This window comes from Enterobacter asburiae (assembly GCA_011754535.1).
GTDB classification, from domain to species: Bacteria; Pseudomonadota; Gammaproteobacteria; order Enterobacterales; family Enterobacteriaceae; genus Enterobacter; species Enterobacter cloacae_N.
The window spans coordinates 4,087,096-4,105,996 of record JAAQVN010000001.1 but is presented as its reverse complement, the minus strand read 5'-3'; the positions used below and the strand labels follow the sequence as shown (position 1 = coordinate 4,105,996).

Here is an 18,901-nt window from a genome sequence, read left to right as displayed (position 1 = left end):
TATTCTACGCGCGAGGGCGGAGCGGAAAAATGAGCAAAATGTGCAAAGTCTTTTGCGCGTAGTGCAATAATCCCTTACCAGCTGACCTTCACGTCAAAGCCGCCTTCAGGCGCATTGCCCAGCGAGACGCGCATGCCGTGCAGCGCGGCAATGCGTTTCACAATGGATAATCCCAGCCCGCTGCCCGTTGCGTCCTGACCCGGCGGACGATAAAACCGCTCGCCGAGACGCGCCAGCGCATCGGGTGAAATGCCCGGGCCGTTGTCGCGCACGGTGAAGCTACGGGTGTTCAGCGTCACGTCTACCACGCTGCCGCACGGGCTGTAACGGGTGGCGTTATCCAGCAGGTTACGCGCCAGCAGGCTCAGAAGCAGCTGCTGACCGGTGCGAGTCACCTCCGGCGCGTTGATGTTCAGACGAATATCAATACCCGCCTGCTGCGCCGAAGGGTAGATATCCATCACCGCAGACTGCAGCAGGTCGGCCATTGCTATCTGTTCTACGCCGTCCAGGCTATCCAGCGAGTCCAGGCGCGACAGGGTAAGGAGCTGATCCACCAGCCGGGAGGCGCGGTCGATACCCGCGTGCAGCTGCGCCAGCGCTTTTTCCTGCGCCTGCGGATCGTCCTGAGAAAGCTGTGCCACGTCGGTTTGCACCTTCAGCGCGGCCAGCGGGCTGCGCAGCTCGTGGGCGGCGTCGGAGGTGAAGCGGCGCTCGCGGGCCATCATCTCCTGGGTACGCGCAAAAAGATGGTTCAGCGAGTCGAGCAGGGGGCGCACCTCCGCAGGCACGTCCTGAGTGTGCAGGGCGTCGGTAGCGTCCGGCGAGCGGGAACGCAGGGTCTGGGCCAGCTTTTTCAGGGGCTTTAGCTCCCGGCTCAGCAGGACAATAAGCAACAGCAGCATCACCGGCAGCGCCACCAGCCACGGCGTCAGCTGCGAGCTGACCACGTCCAGCGCCATATCCTGCCGGTACTCCCACTCCTGGCCGACCACCACGCGGTATTTTCCGTCTGGCGACGTCAGCCATAAAAAGCGCCATTCGTCGTTGTCATCCTGAAGCCGTCCGTCATCAAAGCCGTCGCGACGATAGTGATACGGAATATCGCGCCCGTTTTCGCCGTCGTTAAGGATCATCGTGCCATCTGAAGCGTAAATAGCGAAGGCCAGCGCGTCATCGTCCAGATGCCCGTGTTTGGCCTTTTTCGGCACCTCGCGCATGCGCTCCGGCGCGCGGATCTCGTCAAGATCCATCGTCAGCAGCCGTTTGGCAAACAGCATCTGCTGCGTATCGAACAGCTTATCGAGCTTGTGGGTAGTCTGCTGCCACGCCACCAGGCTGGCGGCAAACCAGGCCGTCAGAGACAGCGCTAAAAAGAGAAGCGTCAGGCGCAGCTTCAGGCTCAGCTTCATGCGTCACCCAGGGTATAGCCGATGCCGTGCACGGTGCGGATAAACTCGCTCCCGAGCTTGCGGCGTAAATGATGAACATGGACTTCCACGGCGTTGCTGGAGACGTCATCGTCCCAGGTATAAAGCTTTTCCTCGATGAGCTTGCGTGGCAGCACCCGGCCCGCGTTACGCATTAACAGCTCCAGCAGGGCGAACTCTTTCGGTTTAAGCGTCACCGTTTCGCCCTCCAGCGTGGCGATGAGGCTTGCCGGGTCGAGCGTCACCTTGCCGTGGCGCAACTCGCTGCGCGTCTGGCCGTGGCTGCGGCGCACCAGCGCTTCCAGGCGGGCAGCCACCTCGATCAGCGCGAACGGCTTACAGAGATAATCGTCTGCCCCGAGGCGCAGCCCCTCGACGCGCTGGTTCAGCGCATCCCGCGCCGTCAGGATCAGCACCGGCTCGCTGCGCCCGCTTTCGCGCCAGGCGCGCAGGATGTCCAGACCGTCCAGTTCCGGCAGGGTCAGATCAAGCACGACGGCATCATAGGGCGCAGAGGCGAGCGCGGCCTGTCCGGTTTTCCCGTCGGTAAACCAGTCCACGCTAAAGCCCAGTTTGCTTAAGCCCGCTTTGATGCCATCACCGATTAACCTGTCGTCTTCTACCAGTAAAATGCGCATGTTCCCTCCTTGATGCCGTCAGTAAACCCTCTGCAAGCGCCTGCTGTACAGTAAAAATAAATAAATTTTCCCCTTAAGAAGTTGTTAAGGTTTACCCTGTTTAATGGATTGTGAAACGACATTAAAGGGAGAGATTACGATGAAAAAATTCGCTGCAATTGCTGCCATCATGATGATGACCACCGCGCCGGTCTTTGCTGCTCAGGGCGGTTTCACTGGCCCATCCGCTACACAGACCCAGACGCAAACCCAGCAGGGCGGTTTTGTCGATAACAACGCCAACCTCACCACCGCGGCTAAAGTCAAAGATCTGAAGGACGACGCCTGGGTCAAGCTGCGCGGGAACATTACCGAGCGCCTGTCCGATGACCGCTACACCTTCCGCGACGAGTCCGGCACGGTAGTGGTCGAGATTGATCACAAGCGCTGGAACGGCGTGACCGTGACCCCGCAGGATAAAGTCGAACTGCAGGGTAAAGTCGACAAAGACTGGAACGAATTTGAAATCGACGTGAAGCAGGTCATCAAGCTGAACAAATAACCCGAAAAGGGCCGCTTATGCGGCCCTTTTTCTTTGTGACTCAATTCATCAGATGAGGTAGTATCTGCGGCAATATTGCCTGAAACCCTTCGGTTTCTGAGTTGAGGAATCACACGTAATGAGCGATATGGCAGAGCGCCTCGCGCTACATGAATTCACGGAAAACGCCTACCTGAACTACTCCATGTACGTCATCATGGACAGGGCGTTACCGTTTATCGGGGATGGCCTGAAGCCCGTTCAGCGCCGCATCGTCTACGCGATGTCCGAGCTGGGGCTGAACGCCACCGCCAAGTTCAAGAAATCCGCCCGTACCGTTGGTGACGTACTGGGTAAATACCATCCGCACGGCGACAGCGCCTGTTATGAAGCGATGGTGCTGATGGCGCAGCCGTTCTCTTACCGCTACCCGCTGGTGGACGGGCAGGGGAACTGGGGTGCGCCGGACGATCCAAAATCCTTCGCGGCAATGCGTTATACCGAATCCCGCCTGTCCAAATATGCCGAAGTGCTGCTGGGCGAGCTGGGTCAGGGAACCGTTGACTGGGTGCCAAACTTCGACGGTACGATGCAGGAGCCGAAAATGCTGCCTGCGCGTCTGCCGAACATCCTGCTGAACGGCACCACCGGTATCGCGGTCGGCATGGCGACGGACATTCCGCCGCACAACCTGCGTGAAGTGGCGAAAGCAGCCATCACCCTGATTGAGCAGCCAAAAACCTCGCTGGACGATCTGCTGGATATCGTCCAGGGGCCGGACTACCCGACCGAAGCCGAGATCATCACCTCGCGCGCGGAAATCCGCAAAATCTACCAGAACGGTCGCGGCTCCGTGCGCATGCGCGCGGTGTGGAATAAAGAGGACGGCGCCGTGGTGATCACCGCGCTGCCGCACCAGGTTTCCGGCGCGAAAGTGCTGGAGCAGATCGCTTCCCAGATGCGCAATAAAAAGCTGCCGATGGTGGACGACCTGCGCGACGAGTCCGACCACGAGAACCCTACCCGTCTGGTGATCGTGCCGCGCTCCAACCGCGTGGACATGGAGCAGGTGATGAACCACCTGTTCGCCACCACCGATCTGGAAAAAAGCTACCGCATCAACCTGAACATGATCGGCCTTGACGGACGCCCGGCGGTGAAAAACCTGCTGGAGATCCTCTCCGAATGGCTGACGTTCCGCCGCGATACGGTGCGCCGTCGTCTGAACCATCGTCTGGAGAAGGTGCTTAAGCGCCTGCACATCCTCGAAGGTTTGCTGGTGGCGTTCCTCAATATCGACGAGGTGATCGAGATCATCCGTACCGAGGACGAGCCGAAGCCGGCCCTGATGTCGCGCTTCGGCATCAGCGAAACCCAGGCCGAAGCGATCCTCGAACTGAAGCTGCGCCATCTCGCTAAGCTGGAAGAGATGAAGATCCGCGGCGAGCAGAACGAGCTGGAAAAAGAGCGCGATCAGCTGCAGGCGATCCTCGCGTCAGAACGCAAAATGAATAACCTGCTGAAGAAAGAGCTGCAGGCGGATGCCGATGCCTTCGGCGATGACCGTCGTTCTCCGCTGCACGAGCGCGAAGAAGCGAAGGCGATGAACGAGCACGACATGCAGCCGTCTGAGCCGGTGACCATTGTGCTGTCGCAGAGCGGCTGGGTGCGCAGCGCCAAAGGCCACGATATCGACGCGCCGGGTCTGAGCTACAAAGCGGGCGACAGCTTTAAAGCGGCGGTGAAAGGTAAGAGCAACCAGCCGGTGGCGTTTATCGACTCCACGGGCCGCAGCTACGCCATTGACCCGATCACGCTGCCTTCCGCGCGCGGGCAGGGCGAACCGCTGACCGGCAAGCTGACGCTGCCGCCGGGCGCGACGGTTGACCATATGCTGATGGAGGCCGATGACCAGAAGTTGCTGCTGGCGTCCGATGCGGGCTATGGCTTTATTTGTACCTTTAACGACCTGGTGTCGCGTAACCGCGCCGGTAAAGCGCTGATCAGCCTGCCGGACAACGCTCACGTGATGCCGCCGCTGGTGATCGAGAACGAGAGCGACATGCTGCTGGCGATCACCTCTGCCGGACGCATGCTGATGTTCCCGGTCAGCGACCTGCCGGAGCTGTCGAAAGGTAAGGGCAACAAGATCATCAACATACCGTCTGCGGAAGCCGCGAAAGGTGAAGATGGCCTGGCGCATCTCTTCCTTCTGCCGCCGCAAAGCACGCTGACCATTCACGTCGGCAAGCGTAAAATCAAGCTTCGTCCGGAAGAGCTGCAGAAAGTGGTGGGCGAGCGCGGCCGTCGCGGTTCGCTGATGCGCGGCCTGCAGCGTATCGACCGCGTGGAGATTGATTCCCCTGCGCGCAGCAGCGCGGGCGACAGCGAAGAGTAATGCCGTGACACCCCCTCTGTCCGGAGGGGGTATTTCAATAAAATTTCCCGTAAAATCGTTGTTAATTCGTGCGTTGCGATTAACAATACGCGCTCGTAATAAAGTCCTTACCTGGCCACAGGTGAAGTATAATTGTCAGCTGTCAGGGCTTCAGAGGTCGCTATGCTATATATTGTTCGTCTTATTCTTACCGTTATCTACTGCATTCTGGTCTGTATTTTCGGCTCTATTTACTGCCTGTTCAGCCCGCGTAATCCTAAGCATGTTGCCACCTTTGGCCATATGTTCGGCCGCCTTGCGCCGCTGTTTGGCCTGAAGGTTGAAAAACGCCTGCCTGAAGGGGCGGAGAATTTCGGTAACGCCATCTATATCGCTAACCATCAGAACAACTACGATATGGTGACGGCCTCCAATATTGTTCTGCCGCCGACCGTAACGGTGGGGAAAAAAAGCCTGCTGTGGATCCCGTTTTTTGGCCAGCTGTACTGGCTGACCGGTAACCTGCTGATCGACCGTAATAACCGCGCAAAAGCGCACGGCACCATTGCGGAAGTGGTGAACCATTTTAAAAAGCGCAAAATATCCATCTGGATGTTCCCGGAAGGAACGCGCAGCCGCGGTCGCGGTCTGCTGCCGTTTAAAACCGGCGCGTTTCATGCCGCAATTGCGGCAGGTGTTCCAATTATTCCCGTGTGCGTTTCCAATACTTCTAATAAGATTAATCTTAACCGCCTGAATAATGGTCTGGTGATTGTCGAAATGCTGCCACCCGTCGATACCAGTAAGTATGGTAAAGACCAGGTGCGCGAGCTGGCAGCCCACTGCCGCGAGCTGATGGCTCAGCATATTGCGCTGCTGGACAAAGAAGTCGCAGAAAGAGAAGCCGCCGGTAAGTTTTAATCCGGCGTTAAAGGGAAAACGAATTCCCGCGTTGTTAGTCGTTTCAGATGGAGCTTATATGTCACTCAGTCGGCGTCAGTTTATTCAGGCTTCGGGGATTGCCCTTTGTGCGGGTGCGATGCCGCTGACAGCCAGCGCCGCCGGGCAGCAACAGCCGCTACCCATTCCGCCGTTGATTGAATCCCGTCGCGGGCAGCCGCTTTTCCTCACGCTTCAGCGCAGCCACTGGTCGTTCACCCAGGGCACGCGCGCGCCGGTGTGGGGCATTAACGGGCGCTACCTCGGGCCGACCGTCCGCGTGTGGAACGGCGATGACGTTAAGCTCATTTACAGCAACCGTACGGCTGAAAACGTCGCCATGACCATCAGCGGCTTACAGGTTCCTGGCCCGCTGATTGGCGGCGCGGCGCGAATGATGTCCCCCAACGCCGACTGGGCGCCCGTCCTGCCGATCCGCCAGAGCGCGGCAACCCTGTGGTATCACGCCAATACCCCTAACCGTACGGCGCAGCAGGTCTATAACGGCCTGGCCGGCATGTGGCTGGTGGAAGATGAGATGAGCAAATCGCTGCCGATCCCGAACCACTACGGCGTGGATGATTTCCCGGTCATCATTCAGGACAAACGTCTGGATAACTTCGGTACGCCGGAGTACAGCGAGCCGGGCAGCGGTGGCTTCGTCGGCGATACGCTGCTGGTTAACGGCGCGCAGAGCCCGTACGTGGAAGTGTCCCGTGGCTGGGTGCGCCTGCGTCTGCTCAACGCCTCTAACTCGCGCCGTTATCAGCTGCAGATGAGCGATGGCCGCCCGCTGCACGTCATCTCCGGCGACCAGGGCTTTTTACCCGCGCCCGTCTCCGTAAAACAGCTGGCGCTGGCGCCGGGAGAGCGTCGTGAAATTCTGGTGGATATGACCAACGGGGATGAAGTCTCCGTCACCTGTGGTGAAGCCGCGAGCATTGTTGATCGTATTCGCGGGTTCTTTGAGCCGTCGAGCATTCTGGTCTCCACGCTGGTGTTAACCCTGCGCCCAACCGGCCTGCTGCCGTTGGTCACCGACAGCCTGCCGATGCGTCTGCTGCCGCAGGAGATCGTGAGCGGTTCGCCGGTGCGCAGCCGTGATATCAGCCTGGGCGACGATCCAGGCATTAACGGCGCGCTGTGGGATGTGAACCGTATTGATATCACCGCCCAGCAGGGCACCTGGGAGCGCTGGACGGTGCGTTCAGATATGCCGCAGTCGTTCCATATTGAAGGGGTAAGCTTCCTGATCCGCAACGTTAACGGTGCGATGCCGTTCCCGGAAGACCGTGGATGGAAAGATACCGTCTGGGTGGACGGCCAGGTTGAACTGCTCGTCTACTACGGCCAGCCTTCGTGGCCGCACTTCCCGTTCCTGTTCCACAGCCAGACGCTGGAGATGATGGACAGGGGCTCCGTGGGGCAGATGCTGATTAACCCCGCGCCTTAACCCCCTGACATTCCCGGTTCGCCGGGAATGTTTTAAGCCCGCCAGAAAAAGCGCGAGAACAGAATCAGCACCGGGTAAATTTCCAGACGCCCTAAGATCATCGCCGCGCACATCAGCAGTTTCGCTCCCTCTGTTAACGTGCCGAACGTTGACGCCGTCTCACCAAATCCCAGCCCCATGTTGTTGATACAGGCGGCAACCGTGGCGAATGACGTAAACAGGTCGTAGCCCATCAGATTAAGCGCCCAGACAAAAAAGCCCGTGATCATCACGTAGAGAAAAAAGAAGCTCCATACCGAGCGCAGGACGCGTTCATTCACCACGCTTTTGCCCACCTTTATGCTCAGCAGCGCGCGCGGATGGGCCAGCTGGTTCATCTCCTGAATACTCTGCTTGAACATAATGAGAAAACGCAGGGCTTTGATCCCGCCGCAGGTTGAGCCTACGCAGCCGCCAAAAAAGCTGGCGCTCAACAGCAGGAAGATGGTGTGGGCGGGCCATTGGGCATAGTCAGCTGTCGAAAGGCCGTTATCGGTCATCATCGAACTGGCAAGGAAGAAGGCGTGCACCAGGCTATCGACAGGGTTGTACATTCCCGCGTGCCAGACCTGCCAGGCGGTGATGACGATAATCACCGCGGCGGCGCTCAGAAAGAATCTCACCTCAGGGCTGCGGCGAATCGGCTTCAGGGTGCGTCGGACAATAGCGACGTACCAGAGGGTGAAGTTAAACGCGGAGAGCAGCGAAAACGCCCCGGCAACCAGCTCAATCGCGTGGCTGTCATAAAAACCGATGCTCTCGCTGCGGGTGGAGAACCCGCCCAGTGACACCGTCGAAAGCCCGTGACAGAGGGCGTCAAAAAAGGACATCCCCGCCAGCCAGTAGGCCAGGGTGCAGGCCACGCCCAGCGCGAAGTAGGTCACCCACAGGGTACGTGCGGTATCGGCAAGGCGGGGCGTCAGGCGCTCCTCCTTGAACGGACCCGGCATCTCTGACTGATAGAGCTTCATGCCACCAATGCCCAGCAGCGGCAGAACCGCGACGGCCAGCACGATGACGCCTAATCCGCCAATGAAATTGAGCTGAGCGCGATAATAAAGGTAAGACTTCGGCAGGGCGCTGACGTCCCCGATCACCGTCGCCCCGGTGGTGGTGATCCCGGAAACCCCTTCGAAGAGCGCGTCCGCAAAGGAGAGGTGCAGGCCATCATCCATCCATAGCGGCATGGCGCTTATCAATGAAAACAGCAGCCAGAACAGCACGATGATCACGAAACCGTCGCGGGTGCGCAGCTGTATGCCGGCGTGGCGGGTTGCCCGCCAGGTTAACCCTCCGAGGCTGAAAAAGGTCAAAAAGGTGGTCAGGAACGCAAAGTAGGTCCGCTCTTTATTGAGCAGGGCGATGACCATCGGCGGCAGCATCGACAGGCTGTACAGCAGAACCAAAAAACCGCAGAGGTGGAGCACAACCCGCAGCTGAGACACATGTAACGAATCGTTGAACTTCACAAAGCAACTCCACGCCAGAATTCCTCCCGGCGGCTGAAGACCGGGAGAGTCAGGGGTAATTATGATGCAAAATTAACAGGGCGCTGTATTTTAACGACTTCCACGAATATCTGCCTGCTTCCTGCATCCTTTTCTTCAAATCTGACGGATGAACAGCGTATAATCCCGCTCCTTTTGTCTATTTTTTCTTCGGAAGCATTATGAGCGCAATCTCCCTGATCCAGCCGGATCGTGACCTCTTCTCCTGGCCCCAGTACTGGGCGGCCTGCTTTGGACCGGCGCCGTTCCTGCCGATGTCCCGGGAAGAGATGGACCAGCTGGGCTGGGACAGCTGCGACATCATTCTGGTCACGGGCGATGCCTACGTTGACCATCCGAGCTTCGGCATGGCCATCTGTGGCCGTATGCTCGAAGCACAGGGCTTCCGCGTGGGGATCATCTCCCAGCCCGACTGGAACAGCAAAGACGACTTTATGCGTCTGGGTAAACCCAACCTGTTCTTCGGCGTGACCGCCGGCAACATGGACTCGATGATCAACCGCTATACCGCCGACCGCAAGCTGCGCCATGACGACGCCTACACGCCGGATAACGTCGCGGGTAAACGCCCGGATCGCGCGACCCTGGTCTATACCCAGCGCTGCAAAGAAGCCTGGAAAGACGTGCCGGTGATCCTGGGCGGCATCGAGGCGAGCCTGCGCCGCACCGCGCACTATGACTACTGGTCGGATACCGTTCGCCGCTCGGTGCTGGTGGACTCCAAGGCCGACATGCTGATTTATGGTAACGGCGAGCGTCCGCTGGTGGAAGTTGCGCACCGTCTGTCGCAGGGCGAGCCGGTGAGCAGCATCCGTGACGTGCGCAACACCGCGATCATGGTGAAAGAGGCGCTGCCGGGCTGGAGCGGGGTAGATTCCCGTATCATCGATATGCCGGGCAAAATCGATCCGATCCCGCACCCGTATGGTGAAGATCTGCCGTGTGCGGATAACAAGCCGGTTGAGCCGAAGAAAGCGGAAGCGAAGGCTATCGTTGTGCAGCCACCGCGTCCGAAGCCGTGGGAAAAGACCTACGTGCTGCTGCCGTCCTACGAGAAGGTAAAAGCCGACAAGGTGCTCTACGCGCACGCGTCCCGTATTCTGCACCACGAAACCAACCCGGGCTGCGCCCGCGCGTTGATGCAGAAGCACGGCGAGCGCTTTATCTGGATCAACCCGCCGGCGATCCCGCTCTCCACCGAAGAGATGGACAGCGTCTTTGCGCTGCCTTACAAGCGCGTGCCGCACCCGGCGTACGGCAACGCCCGTATCCCGGCGTATGAGATGATCCGCTTCTCGATCAACATCATGCGCGGCTGCTTCGGCGGCTGTTCCTTCTGCTCAATTACCGAGCACGAGGGGCGCATTATCCAGAGCCGCTCTGAAGATTCGATCATCAATGAGATCGAAGCCATTCGCGACTCGGTGCCGGGCTTTACCGGGGTGATCTCCGATCTCGGCGGCCCAACCGCGAACATGTATATGCTGCGCTGCAAATCGCCGCGCGCGGAGCAGACCTGCCGTCGTCTCTCGTGCGTCTACCCGAGCATTTGCGAGCACATGGACACCAACCACGAACCGACGATCAACCTCTACCGCCGCGCGCGCGACCTGAAGGGCATCAAGAAGATCCTCATCGCCTCCGGAGTACGTTACGACATTGCCGTGGAAGATCCGCGCTACATCAAAGAGCTGGCGACGCACCACGTTGGCGGCTATCTGAAGATTGCGCCGGAGCACACCGAAGAAGGCCCGCTGTCGAAGATGATGAAGCCGGGCATGGGCAGTTACGATCGCTTTAAGCAGCTGTTCGACACCTACTCGAAACAGGCGGGCAAAGAGCAGTATCTGATCCCGTACTTCATCTCCGCGCACCCGGGCACGCGCGATGAAGACATGGTCAACCTGGCGCTGTGGCTGAAGCAGCGTCGCTTCCGTCTGGATCAGGTGCAGAACTTCTATCCGTCACCGCTCGCCAACTCGACGACCATGTATTACACCGGCAAGAACCCGCTGAGTAAGATTGGCTACAAGAGTGAAGAGGTGGTGGTACCGAAAGGGGATAAACAGCGCCGTCTGCACAAGGCGCTGCTGCGCTATCACGATCCGAAAAACTGGCCGCTGATCCGTCAGGCGCTGGAAGAGATGGGTAAAAAACACCTGATTGGCTCGCGCCGTGACTGCCTGGTACCGGCCCCGACGCTGGATGAGATGCGCGAAGCGCGTCGCCAGAACCGCAATACGCGCCCGGCGCTGACCAAGCACACGCCGATTGTGCATCAGCGTTCGAACGGTGGTGCGGGGACTAAAAAAGCGGGAAAACGTAAGATCGGATAAACCTGTAACAAAGCCCGGTGGCGCTGCGCTTACCGGGCCTACAGGCCAGAGCGTAGGCCGGGTAAGGCAAAGCCGCCACCCGGCTTTTTTCTGCACTTAACCGCCAAACTGATCCGGATCCGGCCCTAAACGCTTGCCCTTATCCAGCTTCGCAATTTCACCCAGCTCGTCTTTGTCCAGCCGGAAATCCCAGACGTCAAAGTTCTCGGCGATACGCGACGGCGTGACCGATTTCGGAATGACCACCAGGCCGTTGTCCAGATGCCAGCGAATGACGATTTGCGCCGGGGTTTTACCGTATTTATCCGCCAGGTCGCGGATAATTTTCTGATCGAACACGCCTTCACCACCCTGCGCCAGCGGGCTCCAGGATTCGGTTTGGATCTTATGGGTGGCGTTCCAGGCATGAAGCTGACGCTGCTGCAGTAGCGGGTGCAGCTCGATCTGGTTAATCACCGGTGCGACGCCCGTTTCATCAATCAGACGCTGCAGGTGATGTACCTGGAAGTTACAGACGCCGATGCTTTTCACCAGCCCCTCTTTCTGCAGTTCAATCATCCCTTTCCAGGCGTCAACGTAATGGTCGATGGCCGGAACTGGCCAGTGCATCAGGTACAGATCGACGAAATCGAGCTGGAGTTTCTCCAGGCTCTCCTGCAACGCTTCACGGGGGCGCTTTTGATCGTCGTTCCACAGTTTAGTGGTGATAAATAGCTCATCGTGGGGTACGCCGGCGCTGGCCAGCGCGGTACCCACGCCGTCCTCGTTTTTGTACGCGGCGGCGGTATCAATCGACCGATAGCCGACTTCCAGTGCTTTATGAATGGCGGAGACGACCTCGTCGTTACCGGCTTTCCATACACCTAGCCCCAGCTGGGGCATCACGTTGCCGTCCTGCAGCTTGATTACGGTTTGGTTTGCCATTTTTCCTCCTTCAGGTGCGCATCGTCGGAGGGGGACTACGACGATGGGGTGTGCATTAAGTCTGGACGAAATGTCAAAAAACGAAAGTCGGGAGGACAAAAACGCTTAGCGTGCCGCTTCGTAGATACGACGGCTCACGTCCAGTGTAATGTCCCCGTGCTCGCCGAGCTGGGTCATGCCGTGCTCTTCGAGTTTTGCCAGCAGGGCAGGGATAGAGCTGCCGTCCAGGCCGTAGCCGGACAGACGCGTTGGCACGCCCAGGCTTTCAAAGAAGTTACGGGTCGCTTCAATGGCAGCATCAATACGCGCATCGTCAGAACCCTCGGTGATGTTCCAAACGCGCTCGGCGTACTGCAGCAGTTTGGCGCGCTTGGTGTCGCGTTTTTCGTTCCACAGCGCGGGCAGCACAACGGCCAGCGTCTGAGCGTGGTCCAGACCGTGCATCGCCGTCAGCTCATGGCCGAGCATGTGGGTCGCCCAGTCCTGAGGCACGCCAGCGCCGATCAGGCCGTTAAGCGCCTGCGTTGCGGCCCACATGACGTTGGCGCGAACGTCATAGTTCTCCGGCTCTTTCAGCGCTTTCGGGCCCTCTTCAATCAGCGTCAGCAGAATGCCTTCCGCGAAGCGATCCTGAATTTTGGCATTCACCGGGTAGGTCACGTACTGCTCCACGGTGTGAACAAAGGCATCGACCACGCCGTTCGCCACCTGACGCGCGGGCAGGGTGTAGGTGTACACCGGATCCAGAATAGCGAAGACAGGCTGAACGTGTTCGTTCATAAAGGCCTGCTTGTCGCCGGTGGTTTTGCGGGAGATCACCGCGCCCTTGTTGGATTCAGAGCCGGTGGCCGGGAGGGTTAGCACGGAGCCCATCGGGATCGCGCTTTTGATGTCGCTGCCGCGGGTTTCCAGGATGTGCCACGGGTCAACGCCGTCAGCGTAGTGCGCTGCCGCCGCGATGAACTTAGTGCCGTCCAGCACGGAGCCGCCGCCGACCGCCAGCAGGAAGGTGATATTTTCTTCGCGGGCGATTTTCACCGCGTTCATCAGCGTTTCGTAAGACGGGTTTGGCTCGATGCCGCCGAACTCACGCACGTCCAGACCGTCCAGCGCGCTATAAACCTGATCCAGCACGCCGGTTTTTTTCACGCTGCCGCCGCCGTAGGTGATCAGCACGCGGGCGTCAGCAGGGATCTGCGCGCGCAGATCGGCGATAGCGTCTTTACCAAACAGAATGCGGGTTGGGGTATGAAGATTAAAGTTGTTCATTGCTCGTTCCCTTTAGTGGGTGAAAAACCGTGGTGGCGCTGATGGCTACCTGATGCTGCTCATTGTGGCCGTCCGGGACCAGGCCCTCAATGCACATTCCTGTCGATGTCTTGCCCATTTCTACAGAGCGCTGGAGAAACTTCGGAAAAATGCGCAGACTGTAAGGGTCGGAAACCGTACCCGGAGTAACATAAAATGAACCGCGAAGCGATCTGCCACCAGCTCACGACGCAGATTAAAAGACTGATAGAAAAAGAAAATAACGTCAGCGACCTGCTGCCGGACATTCGCCTGCTCTACGGCACGCAACCCGGGACGCGCACGCCGGTGATGTACCAGCCGGGCATCGTTTTTCTCTTCTCGGGCCATAAAATTGGCTATATCAACGAGCGCGTGTTCCGCTACGACACCAATGAATATCTGCTCCTGACGGTACCTTTACCCTTCGAATGTGAAACCTTCGCGACAGAGGAGGTCCCGCTGGCGGGTATTCGCGTCAACGTTGATATTCTTCAGCTGCAGGAGCTGCTGATGGAGATTGGCGAAGACGAGCTCTTCCAGCCGTCGATGGCCTCCAGCGGGATTAACTCGGCGACGCTGTCAGAAGAGATCCTCTGCGCCATTGAGCGCCTGTTGGATGTCATGGAGAGGCCGCTGGACGCGCGTATTCTCGGCAAACAGATCGTTCGCGAAATTCTTTACCACGTGCTGCTGGGCCCGGGCGGGGGGGCGTTACTCGCCCAGGTGAGCCGACAGACCCACTTCAGCCTGATCAGCCGCGTGCTCAAGCGTATTGAGAGTCAGTACACGGAAAACCTCAGCGTTGACCAGCTGGCCGCGGAAGCGAACATGAGCGTCTCGGCGTTTCACCATAATTTTAAATCGGTGACCAGCACCTCGCCGCTGCAGTACCTCAAAACCTACCGGCTGCATAAGGCGCGCATGCTGATGATCCACGACGGCATGAAGGCCAGCGCGGCGGCCATGCGCGTCGGCTATGAAAGCGCGTCGCAGTTCAGTCGGGAGTTTAAGCGCTATTTCGGCGTCACGCCGGGAGAAGATGCGTCACGCATCCGAACCATGCAGGGAGCTTAGGCTTTTTTCCCTCTCCCCAATGGGGAGAGGATCAGGGTGAGGGGATCAGGCGCTGCAATACTTTTTCTTGATCACCACCGCAATCGTCCCTACCAGCCCTGCCACCAGCAGGAAAATCGGCAGGATCATCAGGAAGGTCATTACCTGATCTTCGTGATGTTTCACAAACGGGATCATGTTCAGCGCATAGCCGAACGTGGTTACGACACCGACCCACAGCAGGCCGCTCAGCCAGTTGAAGAACTGAAACCGGCGGTTAGACAGCCCGGAAATACCCGCCATGGTGGGCAGAAGAGTGCGAACAAACGCCAGAAAACGCCCGGCCAGCAGTGCCAGCAGGCCGTGTCGGTCAAACATACAGGTCGCACGCTGATGGTATTTATGGGGCAACTGCGCCAGCCAGCTTTTTACCACGCGCGTGTTTCCAAGCCAGCGGCCCTGCAGATAGCTCAGCCAGCAGCCCAGGCTCGCGGCGGAGGTGAGGATAACCATCGTGGGCGTAAAGTCCATGACGCCTTTGCCAATCAAGGCCCCGGCAAGTAAAAGCAAACTGTCACCGGGTAAAAACGAGGCTGGCAGTAATCCATTTTCCAGAAACAGCGTTGCGAACATCACAAAATAGACGACGCCTATGACGTGAGGATCCGCCAGGGCGGCAAAATCATGTTGCCAGAGCGCCGCGATAATATCTTGAATAACAGCCATGGACTTTCCTGTGGAACAGCAGAGATAACGCTATTGTACTCCCAATTTTACCTGCCGGGGTTGATCGCAGGCGCAACTCATGCAGACTTTTCTGCTTGCAGTGTTCACAAAAGCGTCCGGGGAGTACATTTTCAGCCCGCACTCTACACGATACGTTCAAACCCTGCAGATAAATCCGCAATTAAATCGTCCACGTTTTCTAAACCGATATGCAATCTAATGAGGGTGCCGCTGAAGTCCACTTCACCGCCGGGGCGCAGGGCCGCGATCTGCTCCGGCTGATTCGGCAGGATCAGGGATTCAAAACCGCCCCAGGAGTAGGCCATGCTGAAGAGGGTAAAATTATCCAGATAGCTCGCCAGCTCGTCATTATTGAGCCGTTTTTTAAGCACAAACGAGAACAGCCCGCTGCTGCCCGTAAAGTCACGCTGCCAGAACTCATGGCCCTTACTGCCCGGCAGCGCCGGATGGTTCACGCGCTCAACCTGCGGATGCTGCGCCAGCCACTCAGCGATTTTCAGACTACTTTCATGATGCTGACGCAGGCGAACCCCCAGCGTGCGGATACCACGGCTGGTCATGTATGCCGTGTCTGCATCCACCATCTGGCCCATCAGGTAGGCATTTTCACGCAGCTGGTCCCAGCAGCGCGCGTTGGATACCGCGGTGCCAATCATCCCGTCAGAGTGGCCAATCAGGTATTTCGTTGCCGCCTGAATCGAGATATCAATGTCGAATTCCAGCGCCTTAAACAGTACGCCCGCCGCCCAGGTGTTGTCGATCATGATAATCGCCTCTGGCGCTTTGCTGCGTACGGCCTTAACGATAGCCGGCACGTCGTGCACTTCCATGGTGATCGAACCGGGAGATTCCAGGAACACAATGCGCGTGTTTGGCTGGATGAGGTCAGCAATGCCTTCACCAATCAGTGGGTCAAACCAGCCGGTTGTTACGCCGAGCTTGCTGAGGATTTTGGTGCAGAAATCCTGGCTGGGTTCATAGGCCGTGTTGGTCATCAGGATATGGTCGCCCTGTTCCACAAACGCCAGAATGGTGTTGGCAACCGCCGCCGCCCCGCATGGGAACAGCGCGCAGCCCACGCCGCCTTCCAGCTCGCACATCGCCTCCTGCAGAGAAAAGTGGGTTAGGGTGCCGCGACGACCATAGAACAACCCACCTTTCGCGCGGTTGCGCGTGGCGATTTTTTTCTCCTCAACGGTGTCAAACACCAGAGAAGAGGCGCGTTGAATCACGCTGTTAACCGAACCCTGAGTATATTTTTTGCTGCGTCCAGCCTGTACCAGCGTGGTATCAAGATGCTTCTTCGTCATAATCGCAAACCCTGTTTTTATACGTCTGGACGTCCAGACTACCACGATTGTTAAAAACTGCACCCGCATGCTTATCGAATAAGCAGAAAATATTAGCAAAAAGGCGCATAAGAAATTTTTACTGCGTAAGCGCAAGGAAAGTGAGCGAAAATTAAGGCACCATGTAAATACTAATGAGAACGACTATCAATTCGACGACTTTTTGATATTATTACGTTCAGATTTTGTGATTTGCGTCCTGGAGATACAGAGTGGGTAATAATTTGATGCAGACGGATCTCTCCGTTTGGGGCATGTATCATCATGCTGACATCGTGGTTAAGATTGTGATGATCGGCCTGATTCTGGCGTCCGTTGTCACCTGGGCTATCTTCTTCAGCAAAAGCGCCGAGCTGCTTTCGCAGAAGCGTCGCCTCAAGCGGGAACAGCAGCAGCTGGCTGAAGCCCGCTCTCTGGATCAGGCTTCTGAGATGACCTCATCCTTCCACGCGAAAAGCCTGACCACCCTGTTAGTGAATGAAGCTCAGAACGAGCTGGAACTCTCCGCCGGCAGTGAAGATAACGAAGGCATTAAAGAGCGTACCGGTTTCCGTCTGGAGCGTCGTGTTGCGGCCGTTGGTCGACACATGGGACGCGGCAATGGTTATCTGGCGACCATCGGCGCGATTTCGCCGTTCATTGGTCTGTTCGGTACGGTCTGGGGCATCATGAACAGCTTTATCGGTATTGCGCAGACCCAAACCACCAACCTCGCGGTGGTTGCGCCGGGTATCGCGGAAGCGCTGCTGGCGACGGCAATCGGTCTGGTTGCCGCTATCCCTGCGGTGGTTATCTACAACATCTTCGCGCGTATGATTGGCAGCTACAAAGCGACTCTCGGAGACGTTGCCGCCCAGGTTCTGCTGCTGCAAAGCCGCGATCTCGACCTGAATGCCAGCGCCGTGAAGCCGGTCCATGCGGCGTCTAAACTGCGCGTAGGTTAATAGTATGGCGATGCGTCTCAACGAAAATCTGGACGATAACGGCGAAATGCACGAAATCAACGTGACGCCGTTTATCGACGTCATGCTGGTGCTGCTGATTATCTTCATGGTGGCTGCGCCGCTGGCGACGGTCGACGTGAAGGTGAATCTGCCTGCCTCCTCCAGCCAGCCGCAGCCGCGTCCGGAAAAGCCTATCTATCTGTCGGTGAAAGCGGATAAATCCATGTTCCTGGGTAACGACCCGGTAACGGATGCTTCCGTTATTCCGGCGCTGGATCGGCTTACCGGCGGCAAGAAAGACACCACCGTCTTCTTCCGGGCGGACAAAACCGTCGACTACGAAACCATGATGAAGGTAATGGACACGCTGCATCAGGCGGGTTATCTGAAGATTGGGCTGGTCGGGGAAGAGAAAGCGGCCTCGAAGTGATACAGAAGCTGGCGAAAGCCGGCTTTTTTTATGCCTGTCGGTTTATGCGTTTTTGTCGTCCGTCGGTGCGGTAGAGGAGGTTGCAAGCGCATCCTCATCGAGCGCAACGCAGGTGACGTTTGACGTACGGTATTCACCGGCTGACAGTTTGCGCGTCAGGCGCAGGGTGGCGACTTCTCTGGCAAGCAGATACTGATAGTTGGCCTCAAGACGTCCCAGCAGTTTCTCTTTCAATTCTGGTTGCTGTTCGATGATGGCGTTCATCACGGCACCGTAAATTTCTTCTTTGACCTGTAACGGATAAATCTCGCGGCGATTCTGCCATTTCAGACGCACCAGCGTTGCCGGGATCGATACCATGTCTTGTGTAATACGCGTCATCTCGGCATTTTTTGCATTTCTCAGTGCCTCGATATTTTGCTTTAAGATAAATTCATCACTTTTTTTATCATCTAAAGTCAAATAAACGTCATTGTCTTTAACTTGTTTCACGTTAATCTTCCCCCAGGGTATAAAAAATAGGGTTGTTTTTTTCTCGCGTAATTAGATTAAGCCAAATTTCATTGCCGGCATCATTTATTTCTTTTGTTTTTTCAGCCATTATTTGACTTAGTTTCTGGGCATCTATTTCACCTTCGGCCTGCAGGTCATTCAGCAGGTGGACGAAGGCTTCAATTTTTATAGCGCGAAATAAGCGGTCTTTTATATGGCGATCGTGCTCTTCCAGCAACATATTACGGGATTTGCCAGTGCGGGAAACGCCAATTAATATATCTGGCTCGAAATCAGAGAGCTTTCTTTTCCCCTGAGTTAAACTGGCCTTTTTTTCTTCTTCCATCGGTTGCTGTTCCACAGGCGCAATGTGGTACTTAGCCGGGACGAGATAGTCGGGCAGCATTTTAATTTCCTTTATTTTCAACAGGG

Annotated in this window: 17 protein-coding genes; 8 read left to right on the top strand and 9 right to left on the bottom strand. The window is 57.3% G+C overall.

The features are described from left to right. Positions 1–74 precede the first annotated feature (74 nt). Positions 75–1,412, bottom strand: a complete 1,338-nt coding sequence (qseC, locus tag HBM95_19445; GenBank protein ID NIH45083.1) for a two-component system sensor histidine kinase QseC — start codon at positions 1,410–1,412, stop codon at positions 75–77. Beyond that, complete coding sequence (qseB, locus tag HBM95_19440; protein ID NIH45082.1) at positions 1,409–2,068, bottom strand: two-component system response regulator QseB; 660 nt, start codon at positions 2,066–2,068, stop codon at positions 1,409–1,411. The genes qseC and qseB overlap by 4 nt, the downstream gene beginning before the upstream one ends. Positions 2,069–2,207: 139 nt before the next feature. Here qseB and HBM95_19435 point away from each other — a divergent pair, with 139 nt between their 5' ends. The 4 genes from HBM95_19435 (at position 2,208) to ftsP (ending at position 7,357) form a co-directional block, all read left to right on the top strand. Further along, entirely contained in the window at positions 2,208–2,609 is a 402-nt protein-coding gene (locus HBM95_19435) for a YgiW/YdeI family stress tolerance OB fold protein (protein NIH45081.1), read from the top strand. A 118-nt stretch (positions 2,610–2,727) separates the two neighbouring features. Further along, positions 2,728–4,986: a DNA topoisomerase IV subunit A gene (gene parC / locus HBM95_19430; protein NIH45080.1), complete on the top strand. Its 2,259-nt coding sequence runs from the start codon at positions 2,728–2,730 to the stop codon at positions 4,984–4,986. A gap of 162 nt (positions 4,987–5,148) precedes the next feature. Beyond that, positions 5,149–5,886 carry a 1-acylglycerol-3-phosphate O-acyltransferase gene (plsC, locus tag HBM95_19425; protein ID NIH45079.1) on the top strand — a complete coding sequence of 246 codons (738 nt, stop codon included), beginning with the start codon at positions 5,149–5,151 and terminating at the stop codon, positions 5,884–5,886. A gap of 58 nt (positions 5,887–5,944) precedes the next feature. Next, the gene (gene ftsP / locus HBM95_19420) at positions 5,945–7,357 is read left to right on the top strand and encodes a cell division protein FtsP (GenBank protein ID NIH45078.1); all 1,413 of its coding nucleotides are present in this window, start codon (positions 5,945–5,947) and stop codon (positions 7,355–7,357) included. Positions 7,358–7,389: 32 nt separating this feature from the next. On the opposite strand, the gene HBM95_19415 is transcribed toward ftsP, so the two are convergent. Next, positions 7,390–8,865: a potassium transporter TrkG gene (locus HBM95_19415; protein ID NIH45077.1), complete on the bottom strand. Its 1,476-nt coding sequence runs from the start codon at positions 8,863–8,865 to the stop codon at positions 7,390–7,392. A gap of 200 nt (positions 8,866–9,065) precedes the next feature. Between HBM95_19415 and HBM95_19410 the strand changes: the two genes are divergently transcribed. Further along, positions 9,066–11,240, top strand: a complete 2,175-nt coding sequence (locus HBM95_19410; GenBank protein ID NIH45076.1) for a YgiQ family radical SAM protein — start codon at positions 9,066–9,068, stop codon at positions 11,238–11,240. 96 nt (positions 11,241–11,336) lie between these two features. On the opposite strand, the gene dkgA is transcribed toward HBM95_19410, so the two are convergent. Together dkgA and yqhD are read right to left on the bottom strand one after the other, a co-directional pair. Then, entirely contained in the window at positions 11,337–12,164 is an 828-nt protein-coding gene (gene dkgA, locus HBM95_19405; GenBank protein NIH45075.1) for a 2,5-didehydrogluconate reductase DkgA, read from the bottom strand. 105 nt (positions 12,165–12,269) lie between these two features. Continuing rightward, positions 12,270–13,433 carry an alcohol dehydrogenase gene (yqhD, locus tag HBM95_19400; protein ID NIH45074.1) on the bottom strand — a complete coding sequence of 388 codons (1,164 nt, stop codon included), beginning with the start codon at positions 13,431–13,433 and terminating at the stop codon, positions 12,270–12,272. Between the two features lie 195 nt (positions 13,434–13,628). Between yqhD and HBM95_19395 the strand changes: the two genes are divergently transcribed. Further along, complete coding sequence (locus HBM95_19395; protein NIH45073.1) at positions 13,629–14,528, top strand: AraC family transcriptional regulator; 900 nt, start codon at positions 13,629–13,631, stop codon at positions 14,526–14,528. 45 nt (positions 14,529–14,573) lie between these two features. Here the strand turns inward: HBM95_19395 and HBM95_19390 are convergent, their stop codons facing one another. Together HBM95_19390 and metC are read right to left on the bottom strand one after the other, a co-directional pair. After that, complete coding sequence (locus tag HBM95_19390) at positions 14,574–15,233, bottom strand: DedA family protein (GenBank protein NIH45072.1); 660 nt, start codon at positions 15,231–15,233, stop codon at positions 14,574–14,576. A 143-nt stretch (positions 15,234–15,376) separates the two neighbouring features. Next, positions 15,377–16,564, bottom strand: a complete 1,188-nt coding sequence (gene metC, locus HBM95_19385) for a cystathionine beta-lyase (protein ID NIH45071.1) — start codon at positions 16,562–16,564, stop codon at positions 15,377–15,379. Between the two features lie 251 nt (positions 16,565–16,815). Here metC and exbB point away from each other — a divergent pair, with 251 nt between their 5' ends. Both exbB and exbD read left to right on the top strand, forming a co-directional pair. Continuing rightward, a complete protein-coding gene (exbB, locus tag HBM95_19380; protein ID NIH45070.1) occupies positions 16,816–17,547 on the top strand; it encodes a tol-pal system-associated acyl-CoA thioesterase in 732 nt (243 codons plus the stop codon). Between the two features lie 4 nt (positions 17,548–17,551). Then, positions 17,552–17,977 (top strand): TonB system transport protein ExbD, encoded by a 426-nt coding sequence (gene exbD, locus HBM95_19375; GenBank protein NIH45069.1) that lies wholly within the window; start codon positions 17,552–17,554, stop codon positions 17,975–17,977. 42 nt (positions 17,978–18,019) lie between these two features. Here the strand turns inward: exbD and HBM95_19370 are convergent, their stop codons facing one another. Continuing rightward, on the bottom strand, positions 18,020–18,469 hold the full coding sequence (locus tag HBM95_19370; protein ID NIH45068.1) for a cytoplasmic protein: 450 nt from the start codon (positions 18,467–18,469) through the stop codon (positions 18,020–18,022). A gap of 1 nt (position 18,470) precedes the next feature. Further along, positions 18,471–18,875 (bottom strand): hypothetical protein, encoded by a 405-nt coding sequence (locus HBM95_19365; protein NIH45067.1) that lies wholly within the window; start codon positions 18,873–18,875, stop codon positions 18,471–18,473. Between the last annotated feature and the right edge of the window lie 26 nt (positions 18,876–18,901).